Genomic DNA, 14340 nt, shown 5'->3' with positions numbered 1-14340 from the left:
AGAACGGAAGTCCAAGCAACAACGCTAGATATGGACCATTTCAGTCAATGGAGTATTAACGTTACCACACCATTGCAACTTCCCGCACAGATTGAAGAGCTTTGTGCTCGCATTCCGCATTGATTGCAGGGCGCGATCAAAAAATTGTAACAGCTCGCCGGCGGGGTGCTGCCGGCGAGCTGTCCATCAGGCCATTGGGAGGAGGGAGAACGACCTGATCAAAATAAGTTCTGGCACAAACACACCGGATGCCGTCAGCGGCCAGCGTGCATCGGGCGCATATTTCCGAAATGGAAACCGCCACCGCCCATACCACCGCCGCCAAAGCCGCGGTTGAAACCACCAAAGCGGGTCGGAGACATCACCGGACCGGGACCCCAGTTGCGACGTAGCTGGCCCTGCGGCCATCCACGCCCGCCCCAGTTGCCGCCGCCGTTCCAGCGCGGACCATGGCCCCAGCGCGGATTCCAGCCGCCGCGATTGGACTGGCAATTGCGGCCAATGCAGCCATTGACGTAGTTCGGTCCGCCGCGCCAGCCTGGACCCCAACCACCGCCCCAGCCGGGACCCCAATAGCCGCCGGTCGCCCAGCCGATACCAAGTCCGAGGCCGAAGCCGTCATCGTAACCGTCATTATTGACGATCACCGTAGTGCTGGACGGCGCGGCATAAGCGGGGCCGCTATAGGCGCCGAAACGCACATAACGCGCCGAGACCCAGCCAACACGGCTCCCGTTAAAGATCTGGCACCAGCCATTGCGGCAGGAACCGGCATTGACCGTCGCACCGGCAGGGAGCGCGGCAAGCCGTCCGTAATTGGACCCGGGGCCCGAACGGACATTGACCGAAGCGGAGACATAGGCTGTTGCAGCGGAAGCAATAACGGGCGTGAACAGGGTTGCGGCAATAACAGCCGCACCAAGAATACGATTATTAGTAAGCATTCCCTTAAATAAAGACATCGCATCTTCTCCAGATTAGCGATCGAACAGAGACGCAATAAGTATCAAACACGAGCTAATCTATGTTGATATAGTACACTATGCAAACAACATTCGCAATAATGGTAAATTTAGGGCGTATATTATTATTTTCTACACTTAAATATTGATTGCAATCATCTTTATTTTACAAAATACAACGTCGCACTTACAGCAAGTTGATTAAAATTTTACAGGAAATGTTACTCTCACCTCTTTGACAGACAGTCAAAAAGAAAGGCGCCCCGGAGGGAACCGGGACGCCACGCGGCTTTGGGGGGAGAGAGGGAGGATAAAGCCGCGATCACGGGCCGTCAGGCCAGTTGTTTTGCGAGGCTCACAGATGCACTCCCTGCAGCGTTGTGGTGCAGGGAATGTGTTTGACGAGCCTTTTATAGCAGGGCGCTAAGATGCTTGCGCTATCCGCGCCCTGAAAATGCTCTATCGCCACACGGGCTTAACAAGTCTCGATGAGTCAAACTCAACGAGACCTGATATTACGGCAGATTGCGCACGTCTTCCGGCGACATGTACATCGGCATCATATTGGTATCGAGGTGATGCATGACCCAGATGGAGCCGGCAAGAACGATAGCCAGAATGATGACCGTGAAGATGAGTGCCAGAATATTCCAGCCGCCTTCCGACTTCGGATCGAGGTGCAGGAAGTAAACCAGATGCACCAAAATCTGGACGACGGCGATACCGAGCACAATGGCTGCGGTGGTTCCCGGCGTGAAGTAGCCGTTCATGGCCAGCATGAATGGAACGACGGTGAGAACAACTGCCAGCACGAAGCCGATCAGATAGGTCTTCAGGCTGCCGTGGCTCGCGCCGTGGTCATGTGTTTCGTGTGCAGAACTCATCACAGTACACCCAACAGATAGACAAGGGTAAAGACGCCGATCCAGATAATATCCAGGAAGTGCCAGAAGAGGCTGAGGCACATCACGCGCGTCTGGTTCTTTTCCGTCAGACCGTCACGCAGAAGCTGGGCCGAAAGCACCAGAATCCAGATCAGGCCCGACGTGATGTGAAGACCGTGGGTTCCCACCAGCGCAAAGAAGGCCGAGAGGAACGCGCTGCGGCCCGGACCCGCACCCTCATGGATCAGGTGATTGAACTCATAGACTTCCATCGCGAGGAAGGCAGCGCCCAGCAGGAAGGTCACACCCAGCCAGAACAGAAGGCCGGCACGGTTCTTCTTGAACATCGACAGCGTGGCCAGACCATAGGTCAGCGACGACACCAGCAGGAGCATGGTTTCGATCAGAACAAAGTTCAGATCGAACAGTTCACGGCCGGTCGGACCGCCCGCAAACTGATGCGCCAGAACGGCATAGGTTGCAAACAGGCCCGAAAAGAGGACGCAGTCGCTCATCAGGTAGATCCAGAAGCCGACCAGCGTGGTCGACCCTGCATCGTGATGGTCCTCATGAGCGGGGTGCTCGTTCCCGCCCGTGAACGGAGCGGTGGTTGAAATGCTTGCGCTCATCGGAATCAGGCCTCCTGAGCAGTCAGTTGCCGGGTACGGAGGTCTTCGACTTCCTGCACCTCTTCGGCCGAGACGTAAAAGTCTCTGTCATTATTGAAGGAGTGAGCGATGGCAACGGCCAGCACAGCGATGGCGGAGGCGATTGCCAGCCACCAGATGTGCCACACCAGGGCAAAGCCGAGCGGAATGTTCAGAATGCCGATGATGAAGCCGGTGCCGGTGTTCTTCGGCATGTGGATGCGCGCGAACTTTTCGGTGCGGCGCACATAGCCGTTCTGCTTCATGTCCCACCAGCCGTCATGATCGCGCACATGCGGAACTTCGGCGAAGTTGTAGAAGGCAGGCGGCGAAGCCAGCGACCATTCCAGCGTACGGCCCGTACCCCAGCTGTCGCCATTGTTGTCGCGCAGCTTTTCGCGGTCGCGGATCGAAACTGCGATCTGCAGAACCTGGAACACGATACCGCAAAGGATGATCGCAACGCCGATGGCGGCAATGATGAGGTAGATGTGCCATGCCGGGTTTTCGGTGTGGTTCAGACGACGGGTCATGCCCATCAGGCCGAGCACGTAGAGCGGCATGAAGGCCAGGATGAAGCCGACGAGCCAGCACCAGAATGCGTTCTTGCCCAGACGTTCGTTCAGCTTGAAGCCGAAAGCCTTCGGCCACCAGTAGACGAGACCGGCAAAGCAGCCGAACAGCACGCCCGAGATGATCACATTGTGGAAGTGGGCGATCAGGAACACCGAGTTGTGCAGCACGAAATCCGCAGGCGGAACTGCGAGCAGAACGCCCGTCATGCCGCCGATAACGAAGGTGCACATGAAGCCGATGGTCCACATGACCGGCGTTTCCATGCGAACGCGGCCCTTATACATGGTGAAGAGCCAGTTGAAGACCTTCGCCCCTGTCGGGATCGAAATGATCATGGTTGCCACGCCGAAGAAGGCGTTGACGTTGGCACCGCCACCCATGGTGAAGAAGTGGTGGACCCAGACCAGGAACGACAGAACCGTGATGGCCACAGTGGCGTAAACCATCGACTTGTAGCCGAACAGGCGCTTGCCGGAGAAGGTTGCCACGATTTCCGAGAAGATGCCGAAGCACGGCAGAACCAGAATGTAGACTTCCGGGTGACCCCAGATCCAGATGAGGTTCACATACATCATCGGATTGCCACCGGCATCATTGGTGAAGAAGTGGAAATCCAGATAGCGGTCCAGCGAAAGCAGGGCCAGCGTGACGGTGAGGATCGGGAAGGCTGCGACGATCAGCACGTTCGAGCAGAGCGCGGTCCAGGTGAAGACCGGAACCTGCATCATGCCCATGCCGGGCGCGCGCATCTTGATGATGGTGGTGATGAGGTTCACGCCCGAAAGCAGCGTGCCCATACCGGAAATCTGCAAGGCCCAGATATAATAATCCACCCCGACATCCGGGCTGAACTCCTTGCCGGAAAGCGGCGGATAGGCCAGCCAGCCGGTCTTGGCGAATTCGCCGACACCGAGCGAGATGTTGATGAGGATCGCACCGGCAACCGTCAACCAGAAGCTGAGCGAGTTGAGGTACGGGAAAGCCACGTCGCGCGCGCCGATCTGAAGCGGCACGGCGAAGTTCATCAGGCCGACGATGAAGGGCATCGCCACGAAGAAGATCATGATCACGCCATGGGCGGTGAAGATCTGGTCGTAGTGGTGCGGCGGCAGGAAGCCTTCATTGGCGCCGGAGGCGATTGCCTGCTGGGCGCGCATCATGACCGCATCCGAGAAGCCGCGGAACAGCATCACGAGTGCCAGAATGATGTACATCACGCCAATGCGCTTGTGGTCGACGGACGTCAGCCAGTCGTTCCAGAGCGGAGCCCATTTGCGGTAGTAGGTAATGGCTGCAAGAATAGCGAGCGCCCCGCCAGCCACCGCGGCCAAAGTGACCATGATGATTGGCTCGTGATAGGGTATCGCTTCGAGCGTAAGTTTTCCGAACATTTTTTATCACGCTTCGATTTTAGCAATTCCGGGACGGCGCAAGACGGCCATCTTTCCGGAACCGCGTGAAACAAAGGATTGAATGCGGATGGCCGTGACCTCCTGCGAGATCACGGGCCGATCGGCACATCAGTTTTCGAGCTGCGAGAGCCGCTGCGGCTGGACTGCGCAGATGATGTCGCTCGCCCACTGGCTGAAATCGACAGGCGAAGACTTGCGCAGATTGGCGCGCGCTTCGCGGATCATCTGTTGACGATGCATTTCATCGTCGAGGCAGACGGACTTGCCGTCCCAGCAGCGGTTCACGATGTTGTGGAACAGCGCCTGGTCATTATAGGTGAAGAACTGCGGCGGAACCTTCTCGCTCGGCTGAACCAGCGAGGCGTAACGGTCGCGGCTCAGCTCTTCGCCATTCGCCTTGGCCTTCACATCGGCAACCCACTTGTCGAAGTCGGCCTGATTGTAGGCATGCGCCTTGAAGCGCATCTGGGCAAAACCCTGACCGCTATAGTTGGCGGAGATACCGTCGAACTCGCCAGCATGATTGGCAATCAGATGCAGCTTCGTCTGCATGCTCGGCATGGTGTAGACCTGGCTGCCGAGCTGCGGGATGAAGAAGGAATTCATGATGTTGCTGGAGGTCAACTTGAAGTTGACCGGCACATCGACCGGCATTGCCATTTCATTGACGGTGGCGATGCCCTGGTCCGGATAGATGAAAAGCCATTTCCAGTCGAGCGCAACAACTTCGACATTGATCGGCTTTGCATTCGATTCCAGCGGGCGGTACGGATCGAGCTTGTGGGTGGCGACCCAGGTCACGGAGCCCAGAACGACGATGATCGCCAACGGGATGAGCCAGACGGCAAGCTCGATCTTGGTCGAGTGGTGCCAGTCGGGCTGGTAATCCGCCTTCTCATTCGAGGCGCGGTACTTCCATGCGAAGTAAAGCGTCATGAAGATGACGGGAAGCACGACGAGCAGCATGATGCCGGTCGCAAAAAGCATGAGATCGCGTTCTGCCATGCCGATTTCCCCTTTCGGGGAAAGCAGGACCTGGTTCTCGCAGCCTGCGAGAAACGCCGTGAGGGCCAAGACGGCGAACGAAACGATCGTCCGGGGGGTGCCGTGTTTCATTTGTCTTTCCATCCTGCGCGCGGAGTGTCATCTCCGGCGCATGCGTCATTTCCTAGTTTTCGGTAAATTCTGAAATTTCCAAAAGTACCGTTATAACGAATAATCCCGTTTGTCACGTGCCTGACGAAAATTGTGCTGGATCGTAATGTCGCGCCCAAAAGCGGGCATTTTGTCTGAACAATCCGGCCAGATCACTGATGCGGACCATGTTTTGGGCAATGCATAAATGCAATAAATCCATCGGCCCTCTCAAGGGATCGATGTCCTGACCGGCGGTCTGAATGGGTCGCCAGTTGTCAGGTGCGGCGGAGCGAATAGGCCCAAAGGAAAGGGTTTGCAAGATGAAAACCGCCATCTACCCCATGAATAAACGGGATCGTGATGGGAATTTACCGAATTTGACGCGAATTGCGCGCATCCCGGAAAGTGTTAAACGGTTTTCGGACAGCCGCTCCGATCCATGTCCGACGTTTTGTGGCGGCACGATCCTCGGCAAAATAACCCCGGGGCGCAGAGACGGTTTATCTTCCGCGCTGTGTATGCTTATTGAAAATGCGCGAGGGAATTGGGGATAGAAATGATATTTGCCGAAATGCCGCTTGATGAAGCCGAAGGTGCAATTCTCGGCTATGCTATGATGGCAGGTGCGCTCACTTTACGCAAAGGCACAGTTCTCGATGCCCTCAATCTTGCCCTGTTGCGGGAAGCAGGTATCAGCTCGGTTCTGGCTGCGCGCCTGGAAAAGGGCGATATCGGCGAGGATGAGGCCGCACTCGCCATCGGGCGTATGCTTATTTCCGGCGAAGTGGAGATCGGCAGCCCCACAACTGGACGGGTCAACCTGCACGCCCGGAAGAATGGCGTATTTTTGGTAGATGCCGACCGTATTGATGCGGTCAATGCGCATGATGCGCGCATTTCCATCGCGACGCTGCGCAATCATGTGCGGGTGGAAGCCGGACAGATGGTCGCCACAGTCAAGATCATTCCTTTTGCTGTACCGGGGACCCTTTTGCGGGACATCGGCCTCGATGCACGGCCTGCGCTGCGCGTCCATCCCTTCAACGGCGCGCGGATCGGGCTGATCCAGTCGCGCCTTCCCTCGATACGCGAAACGGTTCTTGAGAAGACCCGCGAACTGATGGGAAAGCGGACTACTCGAAATGGCGGGACACTTGTTTGCGAAAAGCGCGTCGCGCACGATCAGGTTGCGCTGGCGGCAGCAATCGCGGAAGTGAGCCGGGCCTGCGATATTATCGTGATTTTCAGCGCATCGGCGGTTGCCGACGAAGCGGATATCGTACCGCAGTCGATCCGCATGTCAGGCGGTGAAATCCTGCGCGTTGGCATGCCGGTCGATCCGGGCAATCTGCTGGTCCTGGGCCGGCATGACGGCAAGTATATTGTCGCCGCCCCCGGATCGGCCCGCAGCGCCCGCGAAAACAGCCTCGACTGGGTGCTGGATCGCCTGATGGCGGGGATCACACTTTCCGCCGACGATCTTTCCCGCATGGGGGTTGGTGGACTGGTTCTCTAGAACGCGTAGTCGAAAACCAATATGCCCTCGATGCCACCTTCAGCGGCTTCGACGAGGCTTTTGCCAACCTTTGCGTGTTCGGGATGCGGAAGATAGGCGTTCCGCGCCGCGCTATCCGTGAAATCGACGACAAAACCGTGCCGGAAACCCTTTTCGAGATTTTCCGGACTGTTGTTTTCGCCAGCCGTAATGGACAGGATGCCGCCGATCTTGTCCTTGAGCGCCACAACGGCCTGCAGCTTCTCTTCGATCTGCGCGGCTCCGAGTTCGGACCTGAATTTGACGAGAACGATATGGCGTATCATGAACGGTTTCCGTGATTGAAAATGAGATCGCGCAGCCTCCCAGAAATGGCAGCAGGCAACCTCTTTCATACGGTATTTATCGAGCGGGGAAAATGCCTCCTGTCAGGCGTCGCTGAAACGGAACCGCACCGAAAGCCATTTCGCAATTCCATGCGGTCTCGACTGGAACTCGCCTGACGGCAGTACTCAACGGTTCCAGTTAAAAACGGAGTCGCTGAACCGCTGCAAGTATTTGTTTCGTCGCATTATTCAACGCATCGAAGCGAGATGAGAAGCCAATCCCGTGGACCGGTTCCCGGCACGGACACGGCATTCTTTCCGGAAAATACGCCAAAAACGAAAAAGGCCGGGTTGAACCCGACCTTCCGCTTTCACCTGAGTTGCGCCAGTACATCCGTGGTCACGATCCCAAGTGAATTCCCGATACGCATATGGATATAACCCGTCTGCGTTTCAGGAATATGACATTGCGGGCAGTAGCCAGATTGCTCCAAAACCGGTTCAACCCGGCCCTGCCCCGACAGTTTCGACCCACAAACCGTTGCCTGAAACTGCCGTATTCTTGCGTGGGCGCCTGATCACGCCCCATGTAGTCCGCGTTCATCCCGCTTCCGCAGATCGACGCTTGTAATATCCGTTTCCGACGTCTGAAGCTTTGCGCCCAAAGGGCTGCAGAACCTGTCGTCAGGCCGCCATCGGCGTTTCCGCCACATCGGGGTGGTTGTAATTCCACACCTCGATCAGGCATTGCCGCATCAAGTCGAGATCGACCGGACCGATCCGGCTCAGTACAAGATCGAGTTCGTCGGGCTCTACGCCCCTGTTGAGCAACTCAACTATCGCCTCGATCAGAATTCTCTTATCGTCAAATCTGTAGCGCTGCATAAACCTGCTCCGCTATCTGCCCCAGCACATGGTCATAGATTAAACAGTCATGGTTAACCGAAGCTTAAGCCACGAAAAACCAACGCGATTTACTGACACCACAAACTGACGCAGACGCTTGCTCAAAAAATTTTCCGCAAGAACCTGCGGAATGCATTTCAAAAATAACTTAAACAGAAAATTGAAAACCTTGTTTTTCGGACAAGATTAAGTCCAAATCCTAGTATATTTCCCGCGAAAACCAAGAAGAAATTTTCAACTCGCTATATTTTATTATTTGCTTTCGTTCGGATGAGGCCCCTATGTCGTTCTTTCGGAAATACGTCGATTGGTCCTTTACTTACGCCCGGATGGCCGGGCTGGGACTGCTCGTCGGCTCAAGCGTCATGGGCGGTTATCTGTACACGCTGCAATATAAGGGCAACGTCCACACCATCATCGACGGACAGGCCTATCGCTCGAACCAGCCTGATCCTGCGCGCATCGCATCCCTGCAGAAGCTTTATGGCATCAAAACCATCATCAATCTGCGCGGCCCGGAGCCGGGCTCGAAATGGTATGATGAAGAGATCGCAACAGCGAAAACGCTCGGCATCAAGCATGCCGATTTCGAAATGTCGTCAAGGCGGGAGCTGTCCCCGGCACAGACCAGACAGCTAATCGCCCTGATGCAGAATGCAGAAAAGCCGGTGCTCATCCATTGCAAATCCGGCGCCGACCGCACCGGTCTCGCTGCAGCGCTCTATGTGGCAGCCGTCGCGAAGGGTAGCGAAGGCAAGGCCGAGCGGCAGATGTCCATCGCCTACGGACATTTCGGTTTTCCGCTCAGCCCGACCTACGCGATGGAAAAGACCTTCGAAGCCATCGAGGCGGAACTCGGCTATACCGGTTCCTGACGGTTTTCAGCTCCACAAATGCAAAACGCCGGGGATAACCCCGGCGTTCTTTATTCTAACCACGACAATCTTATTCGAGGCCGACGATCTTGCCATCATCCCACTTGAAGATGTCGAAGCTTGGCGAGCTAAGGTCGCCGTTTGCGCCATAGGTCAGCGTGCCAATAGCGGTTTCGATAGGCTTGCCATCATGCAGAGCCTTGGCGACGGCAGCAGAATCATCGGTCGAATCGGCGCGTTCGATGCCGGCCTTGATGACTTCCACAGCGGCATAGGCGTTCATGGTGAAGGCTTCAGCCGGGATACCCTTGGCCTTGAGCGCTTCGATAGCATCCTTGGAAGCCGGGTTCTTGGTGGCGTCCTTGGCGTTGGTGAAGAGCGTGCCCTGTGCGTTGGTGCCACCGATTGCCCAATATTCGGTGTTGGACAGGCCTTCGCCGCCGAGCACCAGTGCCTGCATGCCAGCGTCATGCAGCTGACGCGACAGGAGGCCGCCTTCGGCATGGTAGCCGCCGAAATAGACGACGTCAGTGCCAGCAGACTTGAGCTTGGTGACGAGCGCGCTGAAATCCTTGTCGCCCGGCGTGACCGAATCGTAATGGACTTCCGTGATGCCGCCCTTGTTGATCGCCGCCTTGAAAGCGTCGGCCAGACCCTTGCCATAGGCACCCTTGTCATGGATCACGGCGACCTTCTTGTCCTTGAAGTTCTTCAGGACATAATCGGCCATGACTTCAGCCTGCTGGTCATCGCGGCCGCAGGTGCGGAACACGTTTTCCAGATTGCGCGCGGTCAGATCCGGGCCGGTGGCGGTCGGGGTGACCATCAGCACACCGTTTTCCGAGAAGACGTCGGAAACAGGGATGGCGACGCCGGTCGTGACCGGGCCGACGACGAACTTGATGCCGTCGCCAACGATCTGGTTGGCGGCGGAAACGCCCTGCTTCGGTTCACCGGCATCGTCGGCAAACTTCAGAACGACTTTCTCGCCCTTGATGCCGCCAGCCTTGTTGATGACTTCAACGGCGGTTTCCGCGCCCTTCTTCACCTGGTCACCGAAAGCAGCGACAGGGCCCGTCAGCGGTGCAACGACGCCGATGGTGATGTCTGCATAAGCGGCGCTGGCAAAGCCGAGTGTAGCTGCGAAAGCCACGCTGGACAGAAGTTTCAGGTTCATTCTTTTTCTCCTTTGTAGGGCAGCGTCCTCCGACGGCCCCGAGACAACCCTTGCCGGTCAAATCTCAGCGCATCTGCGCTGCCGAATTGCCGGGCCCTCCCTTTTGTTCATCACATGATCTCAAAGGGTCAATCCAAAAGCACGCCGCACCGCCGCCTCGAAGAGGTCAGAGCCATAATATTATCCGAAATTGCATCTGCCCTTTCGGAATCATGCTCCGGAACGGGAGCGAGCTTTCATGATGTAATAAGAATGCATTTCCGGCTTCCGATTGCAAGGGGCCAAGTGCCCGCAACTACAACGAAAATCAGCTCCTCCCAAATGTTCAGTTCCCTCCCTTCCATGATGGTGATTTCTTCGCAAAAAAGGCCGCGATTCCCTCCGCGGCCTCTGGCGTTTCCCATGTATCGGCAAGACGGGTCAGCGTCATTTCGATGACGGCCTCGTCTATCGGCGCGCCCAGCGCATGAACCAGCCTCTTGGAGGCGGCAACCGCTGCAGGCGCGGTGGCAAAATAGGGTTTGATCTCCGCCTCCACCGCCGCATCGAGACGTTCCGCCTCGACCACGTCATGCACCAGCCCGATCCGCCGTGCTTCCTCGGCATCGAACAGTCGCGCCGAAGTGAATGTGCGCAGCGCATTCGCCTGACCGATGCGCGCTACCACATAAGGGCTGATGGTGGCCGGTATCAGGCCGAGCTTCGTCTCCGTCAGCCCGAAGCGCGCGCCGGAAACGCTGATCGCAGCATCGCAGACGCTGATGAGGCCGACGCCGCCGCCATAGGCCTGCCCGTTGATGCGCCCGATCAGCGGTTTTGGCAAATCGCGCAATGCTTTCAGCATGAGGGCGAGCTTGCGCGCTTCTTCAATGCGCTGCGCGCGTGTGGCTTTCACCTGCTCCTGCATCCATCCCAGATCACCGCCTGCACAAAAACTGGTGCCATTGCCGGTCAGGACCATGAGGCGCACGGCGTCATCATCCGCCAGATGCAGCGTCGCCGTCAGAAGCTCATCGATCATCCGACCGGATAGCGCATTATGCTGCTCTGGACGGTTGAGCGTCAGTGTCGCAACGCCGCGTTGGTCTATCGCAATCTGGATGGTGTCAAACGCCTTCATGCGGCTTTGTCCTGACGCAGCGCCTGCGCGAACAAGGCCGCCGACTTTAGCTTGTCCAGATTGAGGCCGGTTTCAAAACCCAATCCATGCAGCATTTCGACGACGGAGACCGTATCGACATTGCCCTTGGCGCCCGGCGCGAAAGGACAGCCGCCGAGCCCACCAACCGAAGCATCGAACACGCGCAAGCCCTTCTCCAGACTGACGCGGATATTGTCGAGGGCCCGCCCGCCCGTGTCGTGATAGTGGCCGGCAAGGCTGTGCGCAGGCGCAATGGCCAGAACGGCATCCAGCATGGCTGCAATCTTGTCCGGCGTGCCACGCCCGATCGTATCGCCGAGGCTTACTTCGTGACAGCCGAGCGAGAAGAGCTGTTCGGTCACATCGGCAACCGCTTGCGGGGCCACCGGCCCGTCATAAGGGCATTCCACGACGCAGCTCACATAGCCGCGAATGGCCAGACCATCATTGATCGCAGCACCGATGACCGGCGACAGCCGCTCGATGCTTTCAGCGATCGTGCAATTGATATTGGCTTTCGAAAAGCCTTCCGAGGCGGAAATGAAAACCGCAATCTCGTCAACATTTGCAGCGGCGGCAGCTTCATAGCCCTTCATGTTGGGCACCAGCACCGAATAGCGCACGCCATCAGCACGGCGAATCCCGGCCATGACTTCTGCGGCATCCGCCAGTTGCGGCACCCATTTCGGGCTAACGAAACTCGTTGCCTCGATGCGGGCATAGCCGCAATCGGACAGGCGGTCGATCAGCGCGATCTTGTCCGCTGTCGGCACAAACCGCTTTTCATTTTGCAGGCCATCACGCGCAGCCATTTCAACGATTTCTACGTGTTCAGCCATGTTCTTCCTCCAGTTCTACAAGAAGGATGCCTTCATTGACCTGATCGCCCGCTACAACAGTTACGGACGCAACCTTGCCGTCGCGCGGCGCGGTCAGTGACAGTTCCATCTTCATCGCTTCCATCGTTACCAGCGGATCGCCCTTGGCGACGCTCGCCCCCTCCACGACGGAAACCAGTCGTACCAGTCCCGGCATCGGTGACAGGATGCGGCTTTCGCTCGAAGCATCCTCTTCCGCGCCAACAGACTGCACATGATGAAATATGGTGTCGCGACCTTCGAGTTGCACCGTCACATCGTGTCCGATGCGCACGACGGACGCCTCCGACACGCAGCCATCAACAGCAAAGCGAACCAGCCCGTTTTCATGGAAACGGATTTCGATAGTGCCGAAAGCAAAGCCGAAATGCCTGTCACCCATGGTCGTGAAGCTGACCGTGTGGCGCTCGCCATGATGATCGATAAGGGCCGAGCGCGATGCCTCACCCCAAAGCCGGAACCCGCGCAGGCTCGACCATGGATCATCCTTTGCTGGCGCATCCAGAAGATCGAGCGCGCCGAGTGCAGCCAGCGCAAATGCGATATCCGAAGGCTGCTTATCGGCAAACAGTGTCGCCGTCTCGCGTGCAATCAGGCCGGTATCGACATCGCCTGTACGGAAAGCTTTAAGATTGCAGAGCGCCGACAGGAACTGGCGATTGGTGACGAGGCCTGCAATGCGGGTCTTGTTTAGTGCCGCATCAAGTCGGTTCAGTGCCTCATCGCGCGTTGCGCCATGGGCGATGATCTTGGCGATCATCGGATCGTAGAACGGCGTGATCGTATCGCCGGTTCGCACACCGGAATCGACACGGGCATTCTCAGGCGGTGCAAATAGAGCAAGCTTGCCGGTTGCAGGCAGAAAATCCCGCGCCGGATCTTCCGCATAAAGCCTCGCCTCGAAAGCCCAGCCATCTATGGAAAGTTCATCCTGTCGTTTCGGCAAGACTTCGCCGGAAGCTACGCGCAATTGCCATTCGACCAGATCGAGGCCGGTAATCGCTTCCGTCACCGGATGCTCCACTTGCAGGCGGGTGTTCATTTCCATGAAGAAGAAGCGGTCCGGCCGCAGCCCTTCAGAAACATCGGCGATGAACTCCACCGTGCCCGCGCCGGAATAGCCAATGGCCAATGCGGCCTTCACCGCGGCCTCGCCCATGGCGGCGCGCATTTGCGGCGTCATGCCGGGCGCAGGTGCTTCCTCGATAACCTTCTGGTGGCGGCGCTGCAGCGAACAATCGCGCTCGAAGAGATGCACCGCATTGCCATGACTGTCGCCAAAGACCTGCACCTCGATATGGCGCGGCTTGGTCATGTATTTTTCGACCAGCACGGCGCCATCGCCGAAAGAGGCTTCCGCCTCGCGGCGCGCGCTGTCCAGCGCCACTGCGAAATCCGCCGACTGATCGACGCGGCGCATGCCCTTGCCGCCACCACCTGCCCGCGCCTTGATGAGCACAGGATAGCCGATCCGGTCCGCTTCGCTTTTGAGGAAGGCTCCATTCTGATTGTCGCCGTGATAGCCCGGAACGACAGGTACACCTGCCTTTTCCATCAGTGCCTTGGCGGCATCCTTCAGCCCCATGGCGCGAATGGCTTTGGCCGATGGGCCGATGAATACAAGCCCGGCGGCTTCAACCGCATCCACGAAACCGGCATTTTCGGAGAGAAACCCATAACCTGGATGGATAGCCTCTGCGCCAGTTTCCTTCGCAGCCTCTATGATCGAACCGGCATTCAGATAGCTTTGCGCAGAAATGGCAGGGCCGACGCGCACCGCCTCGTCGGCCATCTCCACATGCAGCGCTTCGGCGTCGGCATCGGAATAGATCGCGACGGTGGCAATGCCAAGCTTGCGCGCCGTGCGAATGACCCGGCAGGCAATTTCTCCGCGATTGGCAATCAGTATTTTTTTAAACATCTG

13 protein-coding genes are annotated in these 14340 nt (G+C 57.4%); 2 read left to right on the top strand and 11 right to left on the bottom strand.

What is annotated here, in order from left to right; translation table 11 throughout:
• Nucleotides 1-254 precede the first annotated feature (254 nt).
• The 5 genes from KWJ32_RS06495 to cyoA form a co-directional block, all read right to left on the bottom strand.
• Nucleotides 255-962, bottom strand: coding sequence for an SH3 domain-containing protein (locus KWJ32_RS06495; protein ID WP_151609684.1), 708 nt, complete (start codon nt 960-962; stop codon nt 255-257).
• A 515-nt stretch (nt 963-1477) separates the two neighbouring features.
• Nucleotides 1478-1846 carry a cytochrome o ubiquinol oxidase subunit IV gene (locus tag KWJ32_RS06490; RefSeq protein WP_010657856.1) on the bottom strand — a complete coding sequence of 123 codons (369 nt, stop codon included), beginning with the start codon at nt 1844-1846 and terminating at the stop codon, nt 1478-1480.
• Entirely contained in the window at nt 1846-2475 is a 630-nt protein-coding gene (gene cyoC, locus KWJ32_RS06485) for a cytochrome o ubiquinol oxidase subunit III (RefSeq protein WP_010657855.1), read from the bottom strand. The genes KWJ32_RS06490 and cyoC overlap by 1 nt, the downstream gene beginning before the upstream one ends.
• A gap of 5 nt (nt 2476-2480) precedes the next feature.
• Complete coding sequence (cyoB, locus tag KWJ32_RS06480) at nt 2481-4460, bottom strand: cytochrome o ubiquinol oxidase subunit I (protein ID WP_151691163.1); 1980 nt, start codon at nt 4458-4460, stop codon at nt 2481-2483.
• Nucleotides 4461-4589: 129 nt separating this feature from the next.
• Nucleotides 4590-5597 (bottom strand): ubiquinol oxidase subunit II, encoded by a 1008-nt coding sequence (gene cyoA, locus KWJ32_RS06475; RefSeq protein WP_010657853.1) that lies wholly within the window; start codon nt 5595-5597, stop codon nt 4590-4592.
• 577 nt (nt 5598-6174) lie between these two features.
• Here cyoA and KWJ32_RS06470 point away from each other — a divergent pair.
• Nucleotides 6175-7134 carry a molybdopterin-binding protein gene (locus KWJ32_RS06470; protein ID WP_125333661.1) on the top strand — a complete coding sequence of 320 codons (960 nt, stop codon included), beginning with the start codon at nt 6175-6177 and terminating at the stop codon, nt 7132-7134.
• Here KWJ32_RS06470 and KWJ32_RS06465 read toward each other — a convergent pair.
• Both KWJ32_RS06465 and KWJ32_RS06460 read right to left on the bottom strand, forming a co-directional pair.
• A complete protein-coding gene (locus KWJ32_RS06465; protein WP_011982280.1) occupies nt 7131-7439 on the bottom strand; it encodes a Dabb family protein in 309 nt (102 codons plus the stop codon). The two genes, KWJ32_RS06470 and KWJ32_RS06465, sit on opposite strands and share 4 nt — an antisense overlap.
• A 684-nt stretch (nt 7440-8123) precedes the next feature.
• Entirely contained in the window at nt 8124-8324 is a 201-nt protein-coding gene (locus KWJ32_RS06460; RefSeq protein WP_010657850.1) for a hypothetical protein, read from the bottom strand.
• A gap of 302 nt (nt 8325-8626) precedes the next feature.
• On the opposite strand from KWJ32_RS06460, the gene KWJ32_RS06455 reads away from it, so the two are divergent.
• Nucleotides 8627-9220: a tyrosine-protein phosphatase gene (locus KWJ32_RS06455; RefSeq protein WP_011982279.1), complete on the top strand. Its 594-nt coding sequence runs from the start codon at nt 8627-8629 to the stop codon at nt 9218-9220.
• 70 nt (nt 9221-9290) lie between these two features.
• On the opposite strand, the gene KWJ32_RS06450 is transcribed toward KWJ32_RS06455, so the two are convergent.
• From KWJ32_RS06450 to KWJ32_RS06435, 4 genes are all read right to left on the bottom strand, one after another.
• The gene (locus KWJ32_RS06450) at nt 9291-10397 is read right to left on the bottom strand and encodes a branched-chain amino acid ABC transporter substrate-binding protein (RefSeq protein WP_010657848.1); all 1107 of its coding nucleotides are present in this window, start codon (nt 10395-10397) and stop codon (nt 9291-9293) included.
• 325 nt (nt 10398-10722) lie between these two features.
• Nucleotides 10723-11517 carry a crotonase/enoyl-CoA hydratase family protein gene (locus KWJ32_RS06445; protein ID WP_151609680.1) on the bottom strand — a complete coding sequence of 265 codons (795 nt, stop codon included), beginning with the start codon at nt 11515-11517 and terminating at the stop codon, nt 10723-10725.
• Complete coding sequence (locus KWJ32_RS06440; RefSeq protein WP_011982277.1) at nt 11514-12377, bottom strand: hydroxymethylglutaryl-CoA lyase; 864 nt, start codon at nt 12375-12377, stop codon at nt 11514-11516. The genes KWJ32_RS06445 and KWJ32_RS06440 overlap by 4 nt, the downstream gene beginning before the upstream one ends.
• Nucleotides 12370-14337: an acetyl/propionyl/methylcrotonyl-CoA carboxylase subunit alpha gene (locus KWJ32_RS06435; RefSeq protein ID WP_094514597.1), complete on the bottom strand. Its 1968-nt coding sequence runs from the start codon at nt 14335-14337 to the stop codon at nt 12370-12372. The genes KWJ32_RS06440 and KWJ32_RS06435 overlap by 8 nt, the downstream gene beginning before the upstream one ends.
• Between the last annotated feature and the right edge of the window lie 3 nt (nt 14338-14340).

It is taken from the genome of Ochrobactrum sp. BTU2, assembly GCF_024539785.1.
GTDB classification, from domain to species: Bacteria; Pseudomonadota; Alphaproteobacteria; order Rhizobiales; family Rhizobiaceae; genus Brucella; species Brucella anthropi.
The sequence above is the reverse complement of the archived record's forward strand: the minus strand, read 5'-3'. Positions and strand labels throughout refer to the sequence as shown.